Annotated in this window: 24 protein-coding genes; 17 read left to right on the plus strand and 7 right to left on the minus strand. The window is 42.2% G+C overall.

What is annotated here, in order from left to right:
* Window positions 1–68: 68 nt before the first annotated feature.
* Window positions 69–1274, minus strand: coding sequence for an S-methyl-5-thioribose kinase (locus G4D54_20375; protein ID QJA04622.1), 1206 nt, complete (start codon window positions 1272–1274; stop codon window positions 69–71).
* A gap of 23 nt (window positions 1275–1297) precedes the next feature.
* The gene (locus tag G4D54_20380) at window positions 1298–2629 is read right to left on the minus strand and encodes a Na+/H+ antiporter NhaC family protein (protein QJA04623.1); all 1332 of its coding nucleotides are present in this window, start codon (window positions 2627–2629) and stop codon (window positions 1298–1300) included.
* 335 nt (window positions 2630–2964) lie between these two features.
* Here G4D54_20380 and G4D54_20385 point away from each other — a divergent pair, with 335 nt between their 5' ends.
* Complete coding sequence (locus G4D54_20385; GenBank protein QJA04624.1) at window positions 2965–3732, plus strand: DeoR/GlpR transcriptional regulator; 768 nt, start codon at window positions 2965–2967, stop codon at window positions 3730–3732.
* Window positions 3733–3750: 18 nt separating this feature from the next.
* Entirely contained in the window at window positions 3751–4917 is a 1167-nt protein-coding gene (locus G4D54_20390; GenBank protein ID QJA04625.1) for an iron-containing alcohol dehydrogenase, read from the plus strand.
* Between the two features lie 158 nt (window positions 4918–5075).
* On the opposite strand, the gene G4D54_20395 is transcribed toward G4D54_20390, so the two are convergent.
* The 5 genes from G4D54_20395 to G4D54_20415 form a co-directional block, all read right to left on the minus strand.
* A complete protein-coding gene (locus G4D54_20395; protein ID QJA04626.1) occupies window positions 5076–6806 on the minus strand; it encodes a 1,4-beta-N-acetylmuramidase in 1731 nt (576 codons plus the stop codon).
* A gap of 255 nt (window positions 6807–7061) precedes the next feature.
* Entirely contained in the window at window positions 7062–8123 is a 1062-nt protein-coding gene (locus tag G4D54_20400) for a peptide chain release factor 2 (GenBank protein QJA05247.1), read from the minus strand.
* A gap of 38 nt (window positions 8124–8161) precedes the next feature.
* On the minus strand, window positions 8162–10510 hold the full coding sequence (secA, locus tag G4D54_20405) for a preprotein translocase subunit SecA (protein ID QJA04627.1): 2349 nt from the start codon (window positions 10508–10510) through the stop codon (window positions 8162–8164).
* Window positions 10511–10823: 313 nt separating this feature from the next.
* Window positions 10824–11579, minus strand: coding sequence for a collagen-like protein (locus G4D54_20410; protein ID QJA04628.1), 756 nt, complete (start codon window positions 11577–11579; stop codon window positions 10824–10826).
* A gap of 154 nt (window positions 11580–11733) precedes the next feature.
* Complete coding sequence (locus G4D54_20415; GenBank protein ID QJA04629.1) at window positions 11734–11931, minus strand: cold shock domain-containing protein; 198 nt, start codon at window positions 11929–11931, stop codon at window positions 11734–11736.
* Between the two features lie 522 nt (window positions 11932–12453).
* On the opposite strand from G4D54_20415, the gene G4D54_20420 reads away from it, so the two are divergent.
* The 15 genes from G4D54_20420 to G4D54_20490 all read left to right on the plus strand — a co-directional run bounded on the left by G4D54_20420 (window position 12454) and on the right by G4D54_20490 (window position 22797).
* Window positions 12454–15498 carry an SrtB-anchored collagen-binding adhesin gene (locus tag G4D54_20420; GenBank protein ID QJA04630.1) on the plus strand — a complete coding sequence of 1015 codons (3045 nt, stop codon included), beginning with the start codon at window positions 12454–12456 and terminating at the stop codon, window positions 15496–15498.
* Window positions 15499–15510: 12 nt separating this feature from the next.
* Entirely contained in the window at window positions 15511–15693 is a 183-nt protein-coding gene (locus tag G4D54_20425; protein ID QJA04631.1) for a hypothetical protein, read from the plus strand.
* 43 nt (window positions 15694–15736) lie between these two features.
* Window positions 15737–16063, plus strand: a complete 327-nt coding sequence (locus tag G4D54_20430; protein ID QJA04632.1) for a YdcP family protein — start codon at window positions 15737–15739, stop codon at window positions 16061–16063.
* A gap of 15 nt (window positions 16064–16078) precedes the next feature.
* Entirely contained in the window at window positions 16079–16462 is a 384-nt protein-coding gene (locus G4D54_20435; protein ID QJA04633.1) for a YdcP family protein, read from the plus strand.
* 93 nt (window positions 16463–16555) lie between these two features.
* Window positions 16556–16969 carry a DUF5301 domain-containing protein gene (locus tag G4D54_20440; protein QJA04634.1) on the plus strand — a complete coding sequence of 138 codons (414 nt, stop codon included), beginning with the start codon at window positions 16556–16558 and terminating at the stop codon, window positions 16967–16969.
* A 104-nt stretch (window positions 16970–17073) separates the two neighbouring features.
* Entirely contained in the window at window positions 17074–18453 is a 1380-nt protein-coding gene (locus G4D54_20445; protein QJA04635.1) for an ATP-binding protein, read from the plus strand.
* Window positions 18454–18463: 10 nt separating this feature from the next.
* Entirely contained in the window at window positions 18464–18868 is a 405-nt protein-coding gene (locus tag G4D54_20450) for a hypothetical protein (protein ID QJA04636.1), read from the plus strand.
* 246 nt (window positions 18869–19114) lie between these two features.
* Window positions 19115–20311, plus strand: a complete 1197-nt coding sequence (locus G4D54_20455) for an XRE family transcriptional regulator (protein ID QJA04637.1) — start codon at window positions 19115–19117, stop codon at window positions 20309–20311.
* Between the two features lie 12 nt (window positions 20312–20323).
* Complete coding sequence (locus G4D54_20460; protein ID QJA04638.1) at window positions 20324–20458, plus strand: DUF3789 domain-containing protein; 135 nt, start codon at window positions 20324–20326, stop codon at window positions 20456–20458.
* Window positions 20459–20680, plus strand: a complete 222-nt coding sequence (locus tag G4D54_20465) for a hypothetical protein (protein ID QJA04639.1) — start codon at window positions 20459–20461, stop codon at window positions 20678–20680.
* 85 nt (window positions 20681–20765) lie between these two features.
* Window positions 20766–21008 carry a DUF3781 domain-containing protein gene (locus G4D54_20470; GenBank protein ID QJA04640.1) on the plus strand — a complete coding sequence of 81 codons (243 nt, stop codon included), beginning with the start codon at window positions 20766–20768 and terminating at the stop codon, window positions 21006–21008.
* Window positions 21005–21475: an AraC family transcriptional regulator gene (locus tag G4D54_20475; protein ID QJA04641.1), complete on the plus strand. Its 471-nt coding sequence runs from the start codon at window positions 21005–21007 to the stop codon at window positions 21473–21475. The genes G4D54_20470 and G4D54_20475 overlap by 4 nt, the downstream gene beginning before the upstream one ends.
* Before the next feature lie 87 nt (window positions 21476–21562).
* Entirely contained in the window at window positions 21563–21790 is a 228-nt protein-coding gene (locus tag G4D54_20480) for a hypothetical protein (GenBank protein ID QJA04642.1), read from the plus strand.
* Window positions 21778–22275, plus strand: coding sequence for an antirestriction protein ArdA (locus tag G4D54_20485; GenBank protein QJA04643.1), 498 nt, complete (start codon window positions 21778–21780; stop codon window positions 22273–22275). The genes G4D54_20480 and G4D54_20485 overlap by 13 nt, the downstream gene beginning before the upstream one ends.
* Before the next feature lie 15 nt (window positions 22276–22290).
* Window positions 22291–22797, plus strand: coding sequence for an antirestriction protein ArdA (locus tag G4D54_20490; GenBank protein ID QJA04644.1), 507 nt, complete (start codon window positions 22291–22293; stop codon window positions 22795–22797).
* The last annotated feature ends 92 nt before the right edge of the window (window positions 22798–22889 follow it).

Here is a 22889-nt window from a genome sequence, read left to right on the forward strand (position 1 = left end):
GCGTGTGTATGTGCTGTTCTAGTGTATATGCCAAAGCACTACACACAATCCCTCAAGGTTCATTAGCCCTACGAACAAATCATGTTAAATTGTTCACTTACTTCCTTTCCCTCATGAATCACCTTTCGATTCCGTATCAGCCAGATTCCCATTTTCAGCAATGCACGCTCAAAGGCTACACGCTTGTCTGTCTCTTTGATTGAGGTGACCTCCATAACCTTGGAATCCCCCACAACCCTGCGAATAATTTCCGTCCCTGCATAGCCAAGGGAATCACTCATTACATCTCTGAGATAGTGCTGCTTAAATTCCTTGGTACGATACAGCGGACATTCCACGCATTGTTCATAAACCTTTGACAGCTTTTCCATGGTCAGATCAATCGTATCTGCCACCGTATGTGAACACCAGGTGAGAAATTCTGTATGCCGGGGTTCTATAAACTGTATTCTTGCCCAGGCGAAGAAGAGATTGCCAATCACATTTCCGATGTCATATCCCATTGGTCCGTAAAACGCAAATTCTGGATCGATAATTTTTATTCCCTGCTCATTGATGAAGATGGAGCCGGAATGCAGATCTCCATGCACCAGTGCCTGCGCATGGTTCATAAAGCTATCTCTAAGCTGGGCAACATCGGCTTTCAGCTGCTCATTCTCATATAGAAACTCTTTCACAAACTCCTCATTTTCCGGTAATACGATATTACGATTCTTGTAATTATCATATGGCTCTGTAAGCACAAGATCTTCTGTAATATCACACAGCTCCTTATTCAGGAAGAGCCTGACATTATCTTTCTTCACTGCCCGATCCAGCACCAAATCTGTTGTAGGCAGAAGTGTCCTTGCCAGAAATTCTGCGATATTTTCTGCAAAGTGGGGAAAGAATCGACCTTCCATCAGCTCTTTCCTCATATTTTTATAGGCCGAAATATCCTCCATTGCCAGCACGCACATTGTTTCATCATAGGCATAAACCTTTGGAACAAAGCCCTCTGCCAGCATACCCTCCAGTTTGAGAATTTCCGCTTCAATCTTATTACGATATACATCCAGCGCTCTTCCGGAAGAGCGCAGAAATTTATCTGCCTGCTTTATGATGATGGATTTTCCACTATCCGGATTCCATACACGGAAAACATAATTGATGTTTCCATCACCAATTTCCTCTGCCTGCAGAACTTCATCCTTTTGAAAGTATTGCAGCTTGGAGGTGACATAGCATTTTACTTCCTCCACATCCAGCAACATGTGATGCTCATAGTTATTCATATACATTTCCACCTTATATTCTTCTATGCTTCCTTTTCAACCTGTTCTTTTTTCGTTCTGATATCCTTGAATTTCGGAAATCCGATGATGATAAAGACGATTCCGAAGACAATCATCAGCATGGAATACCAGTTATAGCCCATGATAGCGGTTGGCGATACATTCGCCAGACCTCCGGCTACCAGCAGCTGTCCGGCATATGGCAACAGACCATTAAATGCGGAGGAAAACAGATCCAGGATACTTGCGACACGCGATCTTGAAATATGGAAATTATCCGCAATATCTCTGGCAATCGGACCGGCTGCGATAATCGATATTGTATTGTTGGTAGTCGCAATGTCCAGAAGACTTACCAGAGCCGCAATGGACAGCTCGCCGCCTCTGGATGATTTTGCCCCTTTTGTCAGCTGATTCATCAGGAAATCCATACCGCCAAAGTGCTTCATCAGCTCTACCATACCGCCGACCATAACGGCGATCAAAGCCATATCCTCCATACCGATTGCACCGTCATGAATAATCGTAAGCGACTGTATCAGGGTAAACCCGCCATTGAAGCATCCGATGACCACTCCGGATAAAATACCGATGATCATCACGACCACAACATTCAAGCCGACCAGGGACAAGGCGATGACCAAAATATACGGTATGATATTCACAAAGCTGAAGGAACCGATATTTCCAAGACTCACATCGCCTCCAGACTGGATAGCGAGCAGAATCACATTGATGACAACAGCAGGCAGAACCATCAGTATATTCGCTTTGAATTTATCCTTCATGGATACCTCCTGCGTTCGTGTTGCGGCAATGGTCGTATCGGAAATAAAGGAAAGATTATCTCCAAACATTGCACCGCCGACAACAGCTCCGGCTAACAGACAGACATTGATGCCCGTTTTATTGGATATATCAACTGCAATCGGCATGAGTGCGGCAACGGTTCCCATGGATGTTCCCATGGAGAAGCTCAACAGACATCCAATCAGGAAGATTCCGGGCAGAATCAGATTTCCGGGCAGAATGGTAAGTCCCATGTTTACGATAGAGTCAACGGCTCCCATTCCCTTTGCGACTCCGCCAAAAGCACCGGCAAGCAGGAAAATCAGAACCATCAGAATCAGAGTTTCTTCTCCTCCTCCTTTACAGTACAATGCAATTTTTTCCTCGAATGGTGTTTTCTTATCTCTTTTGTTTAACAGTAATGCGACTCCGGATGCGATGGCGATTCCCGTCATCAGCGGCATGTTGTCAAAGCTTCCTGTTCCAAGTCCCGTACCCATGTACGCAACAAGGAATACAATCAGCGGCAGCAATCCAAGAAAACTGCCTTTCTTTTCATTTTTCATAGTACCTCCTCAAGTATCACATGATTCTTTAAGTAGCTTCACCCTCGGTAGCTGTCCTGTGCTTCCCTCCCTTCTCAAATATTGTTTTCTGACCGAAATGAAACCCCCTACAACGAAAATACAACATATTCAGTCACACGTCAACAGTTTTGTGTTACTTTTTGTTGTTTTATTTGTGTTTATCCTTGCTTTTCATGTTGGATATTGTTATATTATAGATGTCGATGTGACTTTCTGTTTGATTATATGGGATTTTGAAGGAGGATGATTGACCATTTCCAAATAAACTTATATAATATTCATAGAAATATTACGATAAGAAAGAGGGAAGACGTATGTTAAAGCTAGAACGGCAGTTGTTTATTGAAAAGGAGCTGCACGAAAAGGGCAGTGTACTTGTTTCCGAGCTCAGCAAGGTACTGGATTGCTCAGAAGAGACAATACGCCGGGATATCAAGGAAATGGAAGCGGCCGGAAAGCTCAACAAAATTCATGGTGGTGCCTATCTGCCGGATAAATACGACAAGGGTGTGCCGATTGAATTACGTGAATCATTCTTCGCCAGCGAAAAGGAACAGATGGCGGACAAGGCGGTGGATATCATCAAGGATCATTCTGTCATTATGCTGGATTCCAGCACGACATGTCTGAAGCTTGCGGAGGCAATCATCTCATCCGGAAAATGTATTACATTGATCACCAATTCGCTGCGTATCAGTTCTTTGTTTAATTCCCAGTCATCCAATGTGAATCTGATTTGTCTGGGTGGACAGCTTCATCGGGCAACTGCATCCTTTACCGGGTATCGGACGACAGATACGCTGAAGCAGAATTTTGCGGATATCACCTTTATCTCCTGTCCGGCACTGCATCTGCAGCATGGACTCTCTGACAACAACCTGAATGAGGCAGAGGTGCGCAAGCATATGCTGGAAAATTCCCACTATAAAGTCCTGATTGTCGATCATACAAAGTTTGATTCCATATCGGACGTCCTGTTTTATGACCTTGCCGGAGTTGACCTGTTGATAACGGATCAGCCGCTCAGTGAGACATGGGAGGAGTATTGCAGAAAGTCATCTATCGAAATTATTTATTCGTAAATACGATAGGAGGACATCATGAGAAATTTTACGTATCACAACCCTGTACGGATTCTGTTTGGCGATCATGCACTGGATCAGCTTCCTGATCTGTTCAGGGAATTTCATGTTTCAAATCTTTTGCTGGTTTACAGCGGAGATTTTATCAAAGAGCTAGGAATCTGGGATGCTGTTCGTAAGGCTTGTGTTCAAAGTGGCATCGCCTTCTATGAAGAGGGCGGTGTTGTTCCGAATCCGAAAATCGAGCTTGTACGTGAGCTGATCACACTGGGAAAAGAAAAAAAGATTGATTTCGTCCTTGCCGTGGGTGGAGGCAGCTCGATCGATACAGCAAAAGCAGTGGCAGCAGGAATACCCTATGAGCATGATGTATGGGACTTCTTCGAATATGCTGCTGTTCCTGAAACGGCTGTACCGGTTGGTGTTATCACCACCATACCTGCGAGCGGCTCCGAGTGCTCCAATTGTTCCATCATTTCCAATGGGCTGCACAAATGCGGCATTGAGTACGATTGCATCATCCCGAAATTCGCCATCATGAATCCGGAGTATACCAGAACGCTTCCGGCCTATCAGACATCGGCGGGAATTGCAGATATTCTCTCTCATATGCTGGAGCGCTATTTCACCAATACGGAGCATGTTGATACGACAGATTATATGCTGGAGGGTACAATGCAGGCACTCATGGTGAATGCCCGCCGTTTGATGAAGAAGCCGGATGACATTCATGCGCGTTCTGAGGTACAGTGCCTCGCCTTTATCGCGCACAATAATTTGCTGGATATCGGCAGAGAGAGTGACTGGGGAGCGCACCGTATTGAACACGAGCTGAGTGCACAGTATGGGATTACGCATGGAGAAGGTATGGCTGTTGTAACCATCGCATGGGCCCGCTACATGGCTGCGCATCATCCGGATAAGCTGGCGCAGCTCGCTAGCAGAATTTTTGGTGTCGATCCATTTGTTTACACAAAAGAAGATATGGCCTATATCCTTGCGGACAGGCTGGAGGAATTTTTCCGGTCGCTGCATCTGAAAACCACCTTGCATGAGATGGGAATCGATGATGCACATTTTGAGGAGATGGCTAATCGGGCTACCAATAATGGTAAAGACTGCGTTGGACATTATGTGGCGTTGAATAAACAAATTTTTGTGGATATACTGAAGATGGCGTTATAAAAAAGCTTTGTCATCACGAATGCAGGTCCGTGATTGCAAAGCTTTTTACTGTTCTGAAAGCACAACATGTTTTACTTGATTAAATGCGGGGCAATAAAAAAGGCATCTGCATCAGCCTGTACATTATATACATACCTATGCAAATACCTTATCACTCTCTATTGATTCTGGAATCCCCAGCTATTGATATAGCCAATCCACTTATCTCCGATATAGCAGGAATAATACAAGCTTCCATCTGCTCTGGCAAGAGAACGTTTGATTGTAAATTTCTGATTACGATAACCAGTCATTCGCTTCACCCATTTATCTGCTGGTGCGTTATAAAGCCAGTATTTCTGTGGATTCGGTGTATTAAAGACTCGAGCATTATTTTCTCCCCATCCAAAATACGTATCCTTTTTCACACTGTTTTTCAATGCGTAGGAATTTATATAACCAATCCATTTCCCATTATAATAGGCAGACCAGTAAGAGGTACCTTCTTCATTCACATATTCTCTTGTTAAAAGCAGTGGTTTGTTATTGTAATTTTTCATGCTGCCCATCCATTTTTTCTTGAATGGATCATAGCGATTGTAATTTGCAGCATTCGGTGACGAGAATACACGGACTCTTCTGGACAGATTATAGAACCCCTGCGCCTTTTTTTGCGGATAAGTCAGACGGTTACTGAAGCTTGCTTGGCTAAATTTATACTCGCCATTTATAAGGTTTGCTGTTCTGACAACGAAGCGGTAGGATGCCCCGGAGGTTCCCGTTTTAAAGGTATAGGAAGTCCCGGTTTGAGATGTCAGATAATTCCATTCACCATCGTCTGTTGTCTGATAATATACACGGTATCTCGTATTGTAAAGAACCTTATCCCAAGTCAGCTTGATATTTGTTCCCTCTACCGTAGCTGTCAGATTTGCAGGACTTTGTGTCTGCAGACTCAGCAGGGTATTTGTAAACATACTAACATCCACATTTTCTGGAGTAATTCCTTCAAAATCAGCTTCCGATGTATACTGCCATCCACTGTCTCCCGTATAGTACGGATTATCAAACGCCAGATAGCTTCCATATTCTGCAATCCATGAAGTAAGTCCTAAAATATAGGCAGAGTTTAGCTGCTTCTGGCAATAACTGCGATAGCTGTAAACGTGCACTTTTCCACTATAACCTGCACTGTTCATTTTATCAACGAATGTTTTGATAATACTTTCATACGTCTTAACATCCTTTGGCGGAACACGTGTTGCTCCATCATGATTATATGCCTTGAACGCCTCTATATCATAATAAATCGGATAAGACATATCAGTTAAATCATATCCCTGCAGACGTTCAATTGTACTATCCGCTTCCGCATAGGCAAAGTTAGCATCATATGCATAGCTGTATAGATATAAACCATAAGGAATTCCCAGACGTTTACATTCTCTTATATTATAATCAAAATATTCATCTGTGTATCCGACACCCCATCCGATTCTAAGAATTGCGCCGTCAATTCCCTCACTTTTCAATTTTTCCCAGTTTATTTTACCATCATGCTCAGAGACATCGACTACCTGCTTTGGATTTTCAACAACAACGCTTTGTCCATTCTTTGTATATGTAAAGGTTTTCGTTGTTCCGTTCATTCCCCAGACAGGTGCAATCAAGCGGGCATTTGCTGATCTGCTTCTATACTGCGTTTGTGGCTGCTGTGGCGTACCGTCTCCCATGGCAGCATTTTCAGCTCCTTCCATCTCACCAATCTGCTGATATGTATCTGCTGTAACTGTCTTAATTTCATTTGTATCTGTATTGGTTACAGTACCATCTGTATTCTCTGTTTCTTGTGCATGGACACCTGTCAGGCAAAGACCGGCTGCCAGCAATGTGACTAAAAGTTTTCTCAAATTCAGTACCCCTTTCTTTTTCTATATAAGTATAACATCCCTGTAGCTAATTTCCACATTTTTTTATAAATCACTAACATTATTTAATTAACTATGTGTTAAAAATACGATATTTTAAAGCCTTCACATATATTCTTAAGGAAATCGTAATAATCACACAAACATCTCAATTCCTTTATTTTTACATATTCTGTAATCTCCACATTAAATGATAAAAAGGGGAGGCTCCCCTTTTCTTGACATTACTCATAATAATCAAATCTGTGTTTTTAAATATGCGAAGATAAACGCATCCAGATCGCCATCCATAACTCCCTGCACATCACTGGTTTCACAGCTGGTCCTATGATCCTTCACCATGGAATACGGATGGAATACATAGGAACGTATTTGTGAACCCCACTCATTGGCTTTCTGCTCACCCTTGATTTCCGCCAGTCGGGCTTCCTGCTCCTCAATCATCTTCTGATACAGACGACTTTTCAAGACACGCAGCGCCTCTTCCCGGTTTTCATGCTGGCTTCGGCCATTCTGACAGGTGGCCACCAATCCGGTCGGCTTATGCACCATGCGGACTGCGGAATCTGTTTTGTTGATATGCTGACCGCCGGCTCCACTGGCACGCTTGGTCTCCACAATCAGATCCTCCGGTTTGATTTCGATTTCGATTTCGTTGTTAAACTGCGGCATAACATCCAGAGAAGCAAAGGATGTATGCCTTCTCCCGCCGGAATCAAACGGCGATATGCGCACCAGACGGTGAACGCCCTTTTCCGCCTTCAGATACCCATACGCCATATCACCCTCCACAAGGAAGGTCACGGATTTGATCCCTGCCTCATCTCCGGGAAGATAGTCCAGCACGCTGACCTTGAAGCCTTTTTTCTCAGCCCAGCGTGAATACATGCGATACAGCATATCCGCCCAGTCACAGGATTCTGTTCCACCGGCTCCCGGATGCAGCTCCAGGATTGCACTGGAATGATCATATTCATGGGACAGAAGAATCTTGATTTCAAAATCATCAAAGTTCTTTTCCATCTCCAAATACTCTGCTTCAAACAGCTCGAAAATTTCATCATCATAATCTTCCTTCAAAAGATCATGTGTTTCTTCCAGACCTACCAGCGCACTGTTCAGCTTTTCGTAGCTTTCCACGATGTCCTTGATACCGTTCAGCTGACGAATCAGTGTTTGCGCATGCTGCGGATCATTCCAGAAATCATCCTGCAGCGTCATGCTCGTCAGCTCCTGAATCTTATGTTTTTTTTCAGCTAAGTCAAAGTGACTCACCAAGCTGCGCAAGCTTTGCCTGATGAGTGTTCACCCCCTGTTTAATTTCGTATAGTTCCATATTAGTTTTCCACTTTTCTTTCTACCTGTACCTTTAAAGCAAAGAATACAACCTCACGTGCAATACGTGCCTGCATTTCCTCAAACATTTCATATCCTTCCTGGATATATGCCTGTAAAGGATTGTTCTGCGCATAAGAGCGCAGGTGAATACCGTTTCTCAGCTTATCCATCATATCAATATGCTCAATCCAGTTGCGGTCCATATTCCGCAGTACGATGGTTTTTTCAAACTGCTTAAATTCATCACGGATATCCTTGATTTTATCATCGTATAGTGTGAAGATTTTCTCTGCACAGTATGTTGTTACATCATTCTTTTCCTTACCCTGGATTTCCTCCAGCTTCAGATTATCCTTTTCTTCCAGTCCGAGCAGCTCCAGTCCCTGCAGAACACCTGCATAATCCACGCTTTCATCATGGCGGGTATGATCCACATTCGCATCCACCACACTGTCAATGACGCGGTCTATCATATCACGAACGATGCCGTGAACATCCTCATTTTCCAGAACGAAATTACGCTGCTCATACATGATTTCACGCTGCTTACGCAATACATCATCATAATCCAGCAGCTGCTTACGAACATCATAGTTATAGCCCTCGACACGTTTCTGTGCCTGAGAAATCGATTTTGTTACCATCTTGGATTCAATCTGTGCATCTCCCATGGATTCAAACAGCTTTTCAAATTTATCGCCGCCGAAACGAATCATCAGCTCATCCTTTAAGGAAACATAGAAGCGGGAGTATCCCGGATCCCCCTGACGTCCGCTTCGTCCACGCAGCTGGTTGTCAATACGTCTGGACTCATGACGCTCACTTCCAAGAACGACCAGTCCGCCAAGAGCTCTGGACTCATCGGTAAGCTTGATATCGGTACCACGCCCTGCCATATTGGTTGCGATCGTTACGGATTTCGGGCGACCTGCCTTGGCGATAATTTCTGCTTCCCGCGCATGGTTCTTCGCATTCAGCACTTCGTGAGGAATCCGCTCTTTGCGCAGCAGCTCATGCACCAGCTCACTGGTTTCAACGGAAATCGTACCAACCAGTACCGGCTGCCCCTTTTCATACAGCTCCTTAACCTCTTTCACCAGAGCCGCAAACTTCAGTCTCGGGTTCGCAAAAATTGCATCCGGATAGTCGATACGCTGTACCGGTCTGTTTGTAGGAATTTCAATAACACGCATATTATAGATATCCAGGAATTCCTCTTCCTCGGTTTTTGCGGTACCGGTCATACCGGCAAGCTTATCGTACAGACGGAAGAAGTTCTGATAGGTGATAGTTGCAAGGGTACTAGTCTCTTCCTTAATGGATACACCTTCTTTGGCCTCAATTGCCTGATGCAATCCATCGGAATATGCACGGCCCGGCATCGTACGTCCGGTAAACTGATCGACAATGACGATCTCATCATCCTGTACGACGTACTCAACCTCATTTTTCATGATATAGTTCGCCTTTAAAGCCTGTGTTATATGATGTACCAGCTGGGTGTGATCCACATCATACAGATTCTTGATTTTGAAGTAACGCTCTGCGACACTTACACCCTTTTCACTCAGCATGATCTGACGGGTTTTTTCATCAATTTCAAAATCATCCCCCTTCAGACGTTTTGCGAATGCATCCGCCTGCAGGTACAGGTTTGCTGTTTTTTTCGCACCACCGGAAATGATCAGCGGCGTTCTGGATTCATCGACCAGAATGGAATCGACCTCATCGACGATTGCGACATGCAACCCGCGCAGCACGCGGTCCTTCACATCGGTAACCATATTGTCGCGCAGATAATCAAATCCCAGCTCGGAGTTTGTGGTATATGTAATATCACAGTTAAATGCATCACGCTTCTGAGATGGTGTCAGCGGGCGGGAATTTACGCCTACCGTCAAGCCCAGGAATCGATAAATCTGTCCCATCCATTCCGCATCACGTCCTGCCAGATAGTCGTTGACAGTAACAACGTGTACCCCCTTGCCGCTTAAGGCATTCAGGTAAACGCACATGGTGGAGGTCAAAGTCTTACCTTCACCGGTTTTCATCTCTGCAATATCGCCCTGGTGCATAGCAACCGCACCCATGATCTGAACCTTGTACGGGTACTCGCCAATCGTACGGCGTGCAGCTTCACGAGATGTCGCAAAGGCTTCTACCAGCAGACTGTCAAGGTTTTCCCCTTCCTCATATCTATGTTTGTACTCCTGTGTTTTTTCTCTCAATGCATCATCACTTAACGCTTCCATGTCATTTGCCAGTGCCATGACCTGTTCTGCAGTCTTTTCCAGATTATGCAATGTCTTTTTTTCACCGTTTAATAAACGTTCGATAAAATTAGCCATTCAAGACCCTCCATACCTTCTTTATAAGTTTATATCGCCTGTTCCAAAACTTCATATAGCCTTATCTATTGTAACACAAAGTGTGTTTCAATAACACCGGATACAGACAATTTCAGAAGAATTTACATTTTGTTTCTTTTTTTCCATAACATTTGTGTGAACAACCTGTCTGCGTTTTCGTTTACGTAAGCCTCCTCAATAATTTTACGTATCAATTTCAACTCTGGAAAGGATTCTGTTTGAATAAAAACCAGGATAGAAAAAAGAGGACATTCCCAAACAAGCCAGGATTTCTGTCCCCTTCCTATTCCTTTTATTTCGTAATGATTTCTGCCTTACATGCTGATACAAATGTCGGATCGCTGTTGTTTGGGCCTACCAGTACCACCATTGTGAATTCATTTCTTATCACAGTTCCCTGTCCCACCGTCTGACCGCCGGCGTTAATGTCAACACCCGAGGTTCCGACTGGAAGGTAGGAGCGTACAGCATTTTCGCAGGCAGCACTGCATCCGGTTGGAGCAGGTACAGGTGCAGGAAGATACGTAATAGCTTCATTATATACTGCGCTCGTAATTCGCACAGATGCAATGCGGCAGATCGACACGGCCTCTTGAGGTACGCCCTGTGCATTGGTGAGCTGCAGCAGTCCATAATCAGGTGACGGCAGCAGGGAACCGGCACGGCCACTGGCATTGTTACCACTTTCCATTGCAACAATGATAGTATCGTTTGGATAGAGCTGAATGATCTGCAACAATATATTGATCATCTGCTGAACACACAAGCAGTCAGCACCACTTCCTTCAGGGCCGGTTGGTCCTGTGCTTCCTGTATTTCCCGTTGCCCCGGTCGGGCCGGTTGGTCCGATACCCGCTGGGCCCGTTGCTCCGGTACTTCCGGTTACTCCTGTGGCTCCCGTAGGACCGGTGATTCCGATACCGGTTGGCCCTGTTGGACCGATACTTCCTGTAGCACCACGAAATCCTCTGGGACCACGTGGGCCCTCACAGCAACAATCACAACAGCAATCACAGCTGTCATAATATTCATTCTCATCATATAACATGATTCTCACCTCTTTTCATAACCATCACAAATTTTCATGGTCATTTCAGAGTATGTTGAACGTATATCTCCGGTGGCTGTCATCTCCCTATTTTTATCATAAAAAAATAACCGTGACAGCCATTATACATTGGAATCACGGTTATTCTGTTTTTTTACGCTTTAACGATGTTGTGAGCCTGCAGTCCACGGTCAGTTTCAACTAAATCAAATTCAACTTCTGCATCAGCATCAATTGTTTTGAAACCTTCCATCATCAATTGTGAATAGTGGAAGAATACATCTTTTCCATCCTCTAAAGTGATGAATCCGTATCCCTTTTCCTGGTTAAACATTTTTACTTTTCCTCGCATTGCTTCAAAACCTATACCTTTCTATGCTTGATCTATTGCATAACATCATTATAGACAGTTTACGAGTGAAAATCAATCAAAAAATTGTGAACTTTTTGAAAATACTATCATGTTTTTGTAATATGTTTCTTATTTTTAAACAGTTTTTCATTTATGTATAAAAATTACATATATAGGGAAATATTTTTCATTCATAAGACATGTGCTTTGTAATGTATTATATGTTTTTATCTGTTAAAAACACAATAAAAATCTGATTATCCGCTAAAACACAGTATCTATCAGCATTTTCAAGGGAACAAATACATCAATTTACTACTTATTTACTACCATTGAATGAGCCTTGATACGCCAGTTTTCCTAGATATGCAAAGATATGGTACAGCACATCAGTATTGAAACAAGAAAAAAATTGAATATTTTATAGACTATGGAACGCCTAAAATGACGTTCCTTTTCTATTTCCAGCCGTTCTTATTGGACGGCTATTTTATTACTCAAAATGAAAGGAGCATTAGATTTATGAAAAAGACATGGAAACGATTGTGTACGGGCTTCTTAGCTCTTGCGACTGTCGTTACTGCTTTACCGACGACACCCGTCCATGCAGAAAGCAAGCAATACTGGACGGAGTCAAAAGAGCGTGTCGGTATCGTTGAAAAAGTAATGAATGACGGTTCGATTGGTTCTACCTTTAATGAGGGACATTTGACCGTTGAGGGCGAGGACGCTTACTGTATTGACATCAACACAGACTTTAAGAATGGTTACAAGACCAGAGCTGACGCAAGCTCACGCATGAGTACCGACCAGATAAGCGACGTTGCCTTATCTATCGAATATGTAAAACAGTACACAGACAGCCACAGCGGAATAAGCAAAAATCACGCTTACCTTTTAAGACAGCTTGTAGTCTGGCAGAGATTGAGCGTACATCTTGGCTGGCAATGTGATAACGTGCGAGCTTCTTATGATGAAATTCAAAAGGCTACGCAGGACGAAGTTTTCTCTGGTGCAAAAGCCTTTGTCAAAGAAAATAAAGGACGCTATGAATGTGGCGGTTATATCTACTCTGGCGAGGGGCAGGAATTAGGACAATTCTGGGCGAAGTTAAATGTCGGAAATGCGAAACTGCAAAAGACTTCCAGTAATACCAGCATTACAGACGGTAACGGGAATTACTCAATCGCTGGTGCAACATACGGTGTCTTTTCTGATAAGGACTGCACAAAACAGCTTGCCACCCTTACGACTGATGAAAATGGAAATACAGATGTTGTAGAGGTAAAAGCAGGTACAGTCTATATCAAGGAATTATCCGCACCAGCAGGATATAAAGTAGATAAAACTGTATATTCCTTAAAGATTGAAGCTGGAAAGACAGCGACTTTGAACGTATCTGATACGCCAAAAGTAACGGACACTTTGATTGAGCTTTTCAAGATAGATATGGAAACACAGAAAGACAATCCGCAAGGGAACGCTTCTTTAGCAGGTGCGGAATTTACATGGAAGTATTATGCTGGCTTCTACAATAAAGAAAATCTCCCTGCCGAAGCTACTCGTACATGGGTTACAAAGACAATCGCTGAAACAGATAGAGACGGGACAACCCACTACATCACAAAATTAGCGGACGCATACAAGGTATCTGGCGACAGCTTCTATATGCAGGACGGCAAGGCGGTTCTTCCACTTGGAACGCTAACCGTAGAAGAAACAAAAGCTCCAAACGGCTACTTGTTAGAGGGTGCATATATGCAGGCTGGCGATAAGTCCGAACAGATAAAAGGCTTATACCTTACACAGATTACCGAGGACGGCGACCTTGCCGTATTATCTGGAAGTAACCAGTTTTCCGTATCGGATAAAGTTATCCGTGGCGGTGTCAAAATTCAGAAACGAGATTTAGAAACGGGCGATACAAAGCCACAAGGAAGTGCAACCTTGAAAGATACTGATTTTGACATCATTTCCTTAAATGATAATTCTGTTTTGGTTGAGGGCAAGTTATACAAGAAAAATGAAGTGGTAAAGACAATTCGTACAGATATTGAGGGTGTCGCTTCTACTTCTTCTGACCTTTTACCTTATGGAAAATTCCGTATCGTTGAAAGTGAAGCTCCCAACGGTTACTTAACTGATGGTGCAAAACCGATTGATTTTACAATCACAGAAAATGGAAAAATCGTGGACTTAACCGACGAAGCCCATTCTATCTATAATCAGATTAAGCGTGGAGATATTGAGGGTGTAAAAATCGGTGCAGGCACACACAAGCGTCTTGCTGATGTTCCGTTTCGGATCACAAGCAAGACGACGGGCGAAAATCATGTAGTGGTAACTGATGATAACGGGCAATTCTCCACTTCTGCTGACTGGGCTTCTCATAAGCACAATACCAACGCAGGCAAGACCAGCGAGGACGGTGTGTGGTTTGGAACTTCTGAACCAGACGACAGCAAGGGTGCATTACCTTATGATACCTACATCATTGAAGAATTACGCTCTGATAGTAACAAAGGCTTTGAACTTATCCCACCTTTTGAAATCGTGGTATCAAGAAATAACCTTGTGATTGATTTAGGAACGCTGACTGATGAATACGAAAAAGAAATTTCTATCCATACCACAGCGACCAGCAAGGACGGCGAAAAAACTATCCTTGCAGGAAAAGAGATTACGATTGTTGATACTGTAAAATTGGACGGACTTACAAAAGGCACAAAATATCAGCTCAAAGGCTGGCAGATGTTAAAGGAAGAAAACGCAGAACTTCTTATTGACGGGAAACGTGTAGAAAACGATTATACCTTTGTCGCTGATGATGAGGAAATGAAAGTGGAAATTTCCTATACATTCAATGCGTCTGCTTTAGGTGGCAAAAACCTTGTTACCTTTGAAGAATTGTATGATTTAAGCAATCCAGACGAACCCGTAAAAGTTGCAGAACACAAAGACATTGAGGACGACGGGCAAACGGTACTTATCACAGAGCGTATCATCAAGATACATACGACCGCTACCGATAAGGACGGCAACAAAGAGCTTGAAGCAGGAAAAGACGTTACAATCATTGATACCGTAACCTTAGAGGGCTTAGAAATCGGTACACAGTACAAACTTGTGGGCTGGCAGATGTTGAAAGAAGAAAATGCAGAACTTCTTATCAATGGAAAGCGTGTGGAAAGCGATTATACGTTTACTGCTGACAGCGAAACTATGAAAGTGGAAGTTGCTTTTACGTTTGACGCTACTTCTCTTGACGGCAAACAGCTTGTAACTTTTGAAGAATTATATGATTTGAGCAATCCAGACGAGCCGAAGAAAGTTACCGAGCATAAGGATATTGAGGATAAGGGACAGACGATTACCTTTAAGGAAAAGTCAGAAGAACCAGAAAAACCCGAAACGCCACCGACACCAGAAAAGCCTAACAGACCTAGCGACAGTCCCAAAACGGGCGATAACACCAACCTTTACGGACTGCTTGCACTTCTTATGACTTCTGGTGCTGGGCTGGCAGGTATCTTCTTCTACAAACGCCGTAAAATGAAGAAATCATAAGGCAGTAACGGTATGAGGAAAGAAAAATCACGCTCTCCGCCGAAGCGGTCAAACGGCAGACTTCCGCTTATTCTGGCTTGTCTGCCTACAACCTGCAAGAACACGGATAGTCAAGGGTGCGTAAGCATTGATTTTACCCTTTACTATCTGTGGGATTGCTGGTACTTCCCAAACCGCCAGAATAAGAAATCATAATCAATTAACTTATCAAAAATAGAAAGAAACGAGGTAAAACACTATGGAAATGAAATATGTCGTGCCAGATATGGCACAGTCTTTTGGAACTCTTGAATTTGCAGGCGAAAGCGAGCCAGTCTTTGAAAGAGATAAAAATAACCGCAGGGTCTTAGCCAGACGAAGCTATAACCTTTATTCTGACGTACAGAAAGGCGAAAATGTTGTGGTAGAAATTCCCGTGCAGGCTGGCGAAAAGCATTTCAAGTATGAGCAGAAAGTAAAACTTGTCAATCCGAAGTTATACGGCAGAGGTTATGCAATCGGGGATATGGGACATACCGATTATGTGTTAGTTGCTGATGATATTGTAGCAGTTGAAGAAAAGTAAAGGAGTGAAGAATTTATGAGATTATCAAACGGGTTTGTTATTGACAAAGAGAAAACATTTGGAGAATTGAAATTTACAGCGGTGCGTGATGTGTTCTTGCAGAACGAGGACGGGACACCGAGTACCCAGCTTAAAAAGCGTATCTATGATTTGAAGTGCAGTCTGCATGGTGGAATTATCCCCGTGTCCGTACCGCCAGAAGTACCGTTAAGGGAATTTCCGTACAATGCAGTTGTGGAGCTTGTCAATCCAGTAGCCGATACGGTATCACGAAAGACCTATACGGGTGCAGATGTGGACTGGTATGTAAAAGCAGAGGATATTGTATTGAAGAATAAAGGCAACCAGAACGCAGGCAATCCACAGAACCCTACACCGCAGGGACAGCCGAAAAAATAGGCTTGTTAGATAGATTTTTGTTGTAGAGGATATACGGAACTGCTATAATATGGGTATGAAGTAAGCGAAAATTAGAAATTGTGGAGGTAAACTATGAGAAAGTATGTAGGAATGGTATTAGCCTTAATTTGTATTGTAACTCTAACTGCTTGTGGTAGCGACAAAAAAATCACTTTACCAGAATTAGAAAAAATTACAGAAATTGAAATTATTAAAAATACTTCTGAAAGAGGAAAGAAAGTTACTGGAAAAGAGGAAATATCAAAAATAATTAGTGAATTAAAAGATAATTCTGAAAGCACTAAAAAAGAAAGTGTTAGCGATGAACCTACAAATACAGAAGATTATATTTGCATTAAATTTTATCATGATAATGCAGATGACAGTCCAAGTATAGTATATTTATATAAAGACAAAGATGATAGTTTTATTGAACAACCTTATTCTGGTATTTGGAAGTTAAAAAATGAAATATTTGATAATATAAGTGAAAATCTTATAGAGTAATTTGAAAAGAAACTCCCAGTTTGACAACCTCATATCCATATACACAAAGCAGTTAGTCTTAGGATTGACTGCTTTTTTCATACCCAGAAAGGAGTGATTGATTTATGCGTAAGATTTGGAACAAAGGACACCGTATCAGAGCCAGCGACAAGAACCTTGTCTACCACTTTTCCATAGGAACGCTTCTGTTTGTATTCGTGGCGGTTCTCCTGCTATTGAATATAAAACAGCTCATGCGTACCGATTGGGAGCATTTCAGCTTGTTAGAGAACGGCTTGACGCTTTCCACTTACAACTTCATAACCATACTGATAGCGACTGGTGTTTGTGCATTGGTCGCTTTGCTGTATTACCGTTTCTGTTACGACAGTTTCAAGAAGCTCCTGCACCGTCAAAAGCTGGCAAGAATGATACTGGAAAATAAGTGGTATGAAGCCGATACCGTACAAGACAGCGTTTTTTTTACTGACCTGCAAAGCAGATCAAGGGAAAAAATCGTCTGGTTTCCAAAAATTTATTATCAAATGGAAAAGGGACTGCTTCATATCCGCTGTGAAATTACGCTGGGGAAATATCAAGACCAGCTTTTACGGTTAGAGGATAAATTGGAAAGTGGCTTGTATTGTGAGCTAACCGACAAGACCCTGCATGACGGCTATATTGAATATACCCTGCTTTATGATATGATAGCGAACCGCATTACCATTGATGAAGTACGGGCAGAAAACGGCTGTCTTAGATTGATGAAAAATCTTGTCTGGGAATATGACGCACTCCCTCACGCTCTGATTGCTGGTGGGACTGGTGGCGGTAAAACCTATTTTCTGCTGACGCTCATTGAAGCCTTACTGCATACCAACGCTGTCCTTTATATCTTAGACCCGAAGAACGCTGACCTTGCGGACTTGGGAACAGTTATGGGAAATGTGTATCACACCAAAGAAGAAATGATAGATTGCGTCAATGCCTTTTATGAGGGCATGGTACAGCGAAGTGAGGAAATGAAGCGACACCCGAACTATAAGACGGGCGAAAACTACGCCTATCTGGGACTGCCACCCTGCTTTCTTATCTTTGATGAATATGTGGCATTTTTTGAAATGCTGGGGACGAAAGAAAGCGTGAGCTTACTTAGCCAGTTAAAGAAAATCGTTATGTTAGGACGACAAGCAGGATATTTCCTTATCGTTGCCTGCCAGCGTCCAGACGCAAAGTATTTCTCGGACGGTATCAGAGATAACTTCAATTTTCGTGTGGGATTGGGGCGTATCAGCGAACTAGGTTACGGTATGCTGTTCGGTTCAGATGTGAAAAAACAGTTTTTTCAGAAGCGTATCAAGGGACGTGGCTATTGTGATGTGGGAACAAGCGTTATCAGTGAAATTTACACGCCTTTAGTCCCGAAAGGACATGATTTTTTACAGACTATCGGCAGACTTGCACAAGACAGACAAGTTATGCCAGAACAACAAGAAAAGGAGTGAAAGAATAACTATGGGTTATTTACAAATGCAACTAATGAATGAAACAACAGAAACAATTACAATCGGTATTTGCTTAAACATTGATAAATTTTATGCTGATTTAGATTTTACGGCAAATAGCGACTTTGAAAAATGGGACGAATACCCTATTGAGCGTTTCCATGAAAAAGTGAGAGTAATTTTAGAAGAAATGGAAAACAAACAGCAGGAATTACCGCTGTTATTTTCTATTCCTCTGGACGAAGAAATGTCATTCCTAAATATTACATTTTGCTACAATTTCATTGTCATGGATAAAGCTTTGTTTCTGCATACACAACATGAATTTGAACTTGATAGCGAAGCCTTAGAAGTATGCAGGAATGAAGATATAGGCTGTGTTGTGCTGTATCTCGGTATGAATACTGTTATGTAGGCTCATACCGCAAGGCAGGACGGGACGGCGACGTGCGAAGCGAAAGGCGACGGCACGGACTAGCCGTTGCTGGTGTGGCGTAAGCCACGCCAGCAGGTAAAACCCCTCGGTATCTAACAGAGGGGTACGTTTGCAAATGGACAAAAGACAAAAAACATAGGAAACATAAGGCTTCTGGCATGGTTTCCTAGCAAAAATCGACTGTGAAGTCGTCTTAAAAAACTTCACACTTTACAGATTGGGGGTATGGTTCTGAATGAAGAACAATGGATAAAAGAATTACGGGAGAAACGGATTGCTTACGGTATCTCACAAGGCAGGCTGGCGGTGGCTTCTGGTATCACAAGGGAATATCTCAACAAGATAGAAAGCGGAAAAATGAAGCCGTCAAAGGAACTTCTGGAAACTCTGCATAAGGAACTGGCAAGGTTCAATCCAGAAGCACCGCTTACCATGCTGTTTGATTATGTGAAAATTCGTTTTCCCACGCTGGATATACAGCACATCATCAAAGATATATTAAAACTGAATATCAATTATATGCTCCATGAAGATTACGGACATTACAGTTATACGGAGCATTATTCTTTAGGGGACATCTTTATCTATACGTCGGCTGACGAAGAAAAAGGTGTCCTTTTAGAGTTAAAGGGGCGTGGTTGCAGGCAGTTTGAAAGTTACCTGTTAGCACAACAAAGAAGCTGGTATGACTTTCTCATGGACGCACTCGTAGACGGTGGCGTGATGAAGCGTATCGACCTTGCTATCAACGACCATACGGGCATTTTGGATATTCCAGAGCTTGCGGAAAAATGCAGGAAACGGGAATATATTGGAAAGTCCAGAAGCTATAAGTTTTATCAGTCGGGCGAGCTTATCAAGCACAGAGAGGACGACAGAGAATATATGGGACGTACCCTTTATCTTGGTTCGCTGAAATCTGATGTATATTTCTGTATCTATGAAAAGGACTATGAGCAGTACGGCAAGTTAGGGACACCGCTGGAAGAAGCAGACATTATCAACCGTTTTGAGATACGGCTTCGGAATGAACGAGCCTATTATGCAGTACGAGATTTGCTGACTTATTATGACGCAGAGCAGACCGCATTTTCTATCATCAATCAGTATGTGCGGTTTGTTGATGAAGAACCAGACAAGCGAAAAAATGACTGGAAACTCAATGACCGCTGGGCTTGGTTTATTGGCGATAACAGACAGAGCTTGAAGCTGACGACAAAGCCAGAGCCTTACACCTTAGACCGTACATTGCGGTGGGTACAAAGGCAGGTAGCACCAACCTTGAAAATGCTGAAAAAGATTGATAAGGGAAACGGTACAGACTACATGGAAACAATCGAACAGCAGGCAAAGCTCACAGAAAAGCATGAAATGATAATCAAACAGCAGACGACCCCTGCAAAAGATTTGGTGGAAAGTTAGGAGTGATAAAAAATGTGGGTATTATTAAAAGACTTCCTGCTGGTATCTATGGGAATGGGTATCGGCGTAGTCTTGATGTGTATTTTGAATGTCGGCAAAGAAGCTGACTGTGAAACGAAACAATTAGAAGAAAGTGAGGACAATTAAATGAATTTCGGACAAAATTTGTATCAATGGTTTTTATCAAATGCACAGAGCTTAGTGCTTATGGCGATCGTGGTTATCGGTATCTACTTAGGTTTCAAGCGTGAGTTTTCCAAACTTATCGGCTTCTTGGTAGTTGCCTTAATTGCTGTCGGCTTGGTATTCAATGCTGGCGGTGTAAAAGATGTACTGTTAGAGCTGTTTAACAAAATCATCGGTGCATAAAAATTTATTGTAGTGCTGATATGAGAATGTTATAATTGGGATATAAAACATACAAATAAATTGCTGAAAAATGAGGTATCAAAATATGGAAAATGAATTACTGGAAAACTTAGGAAGACTTCACACAACTGAACTTGGCGTTATTAGAATTAAAAAGAACTTATCTTTGAATGTAGAAAATGTAATTGAATGGTGCAAAGAAAAAATTAGCCTTTCTAATGCGGAAATCACAAGAAAAGGAAAAAACTGGTATATAACGATTGATAATTGTATTATAACAGTAAATGCGTACAGTTATACCGTTATCACTGCTCACAAGGTAAAATGATAAATTTTTCTATAAAGGAATTAAACGCATTTGCAGTTATTGGGCAAGAAGTAGAACTGACTAATTATCAAAAAAAGAATATTCAGATTAGTACACAGTTTTGGAGAAAGTTTAACAGTAGTTTGAAAAAAGCGTATCTTTCACAATCGGGAAATTGGGTAAAATATGCTTTTATGGAAAGAAGAAATGGAAAACTTTATTATTTCTGTTCTATTCCCCAAAGAACCATTACCCCAGAGGGCTTTCTGTATAAAGAAATACCGTCTTATAAATATTTGGTTGTGGAACATATTGGTGCTATGGAAAAAATATATGAAACTTATGGAAAAATTTATCAGGAAATTATTCCTAATACACCATATACCCCTATAAAAAATATTATCCTGCACTTTGAAAAATATGATTACCGTTTCCATTGGAATAGAGATAATTCAGTTATTGAAATTTGGATACCTATTCAAGATTAAAAACAATTTCATATCCATACACACAAAGCAGTTGGTCTTAGGATTGACTGCTTTTTTCTTACCTAAAAATCAGATTGGAGTGATGAAATGAACGATATTTTTAAGGATATGCAGGCAAAAGTCGGCTGTGAATATCTTTCCGACATGCCCTTTTACAAGCGTGAAGTATGGCAGGAAATGAAACGGCTGAGCCCTGCCGACTATCCTAAAAAACAACTGGAAGATTTTTCTGTCTATGTTTTTGGTATGTCCTACCAGATATTACAGGCAGTTATGAAACAACAGAGAGGAAGTGAAAAACAATGTATGAATTAAGAGTACAGATTGAAGCTGTCCCAACAGTCGAGGGCGATATACTATCCGCATGGTTTACCCTGCCGATTGACGAGGAACTCTTTTCTGAAAGGCTGGGCGTGGACGCAGAAAGCAATGATTACCGTATCACAGAAAAGGAACTGCCCTTTGCCGAGGAAGTGGACGAAGATACTACGGTGGATAGGCTCAATGATTTTTACTACACTTATGAAAGCCTGCCAGCCGATTTGAAAGAGGACTACGGGGAGCTGATGTGCCACTTTACCAGCCTTGAGGAACTGCACCAGCACCGACACGACATTATCCACTATTCATGGTGTAAGAACATGGCTGATGTGGCGAAACATCTGCTAGACAACGACCCTGCCTTTGCAGAGATTGACGAACGCCTAGTCCGATACTTCAATTTTGAAGCCTACGGACAGTATCTTGACGACAATGGAAAATTCATAGAAACGGAACACGGTATCTACGAACTTCCATAGAAATGAGGTGGTCTAATGAGCGTTGATGATATGGCAGTCTATATCGCAAATTTAGGGGATTATGTTGAGGGCGGTGTCAAAGGGGCGTGGTTTCATTTTCCACTCGACGAGGAAGAAATCGCAGAGCGTATCGGGCTGAATGGTCGTTATGAAGAATACGTTATCCACGATAGCGAAAACTTCCCTTGCGAGTTGGAAGAATATACGTCCATAGAAGAACTAAACCGTATCTATGAGCTGATACAAGACTTTCCAGAGGAAGTGTTAGATAATCTTGACGATTTTATTTCCTACTATAGCGACCTTGAAGAACTGGCAGACCATATTGGCGATATTATCTGCTATTCGGGGTGTGAAACAATGGAAGATGTTGCGTATCAGAAGATTTATGAAGAAAATGTACTTGGGGAAATACCGCCTGCCTTTTTCCATTACATAGATTGTGAAGCCTATGGCAGAGATATTGAAATTCAAGACTATTTTGTAAAAACAAGGTACGGTATGTGTGAAATCAAACGATAAGCTGGAAGATCAGCAACAAGAACTGTTGCTACTGACAGCGATTTTATATTGAGGGACAGTCTGAAAATGGCTGTCCTTTTCCATTTAGAAAT

This window comes from [Clostridium] innocuum (assembly GCA_012317185.1).
Lineage (GTDB): Bacteria > Bacillota_I > Bacilli_A > Erysipelotrichales > Erysipelotrichaceae > Clostridium_AQ > Clostridium_AQ innocuum.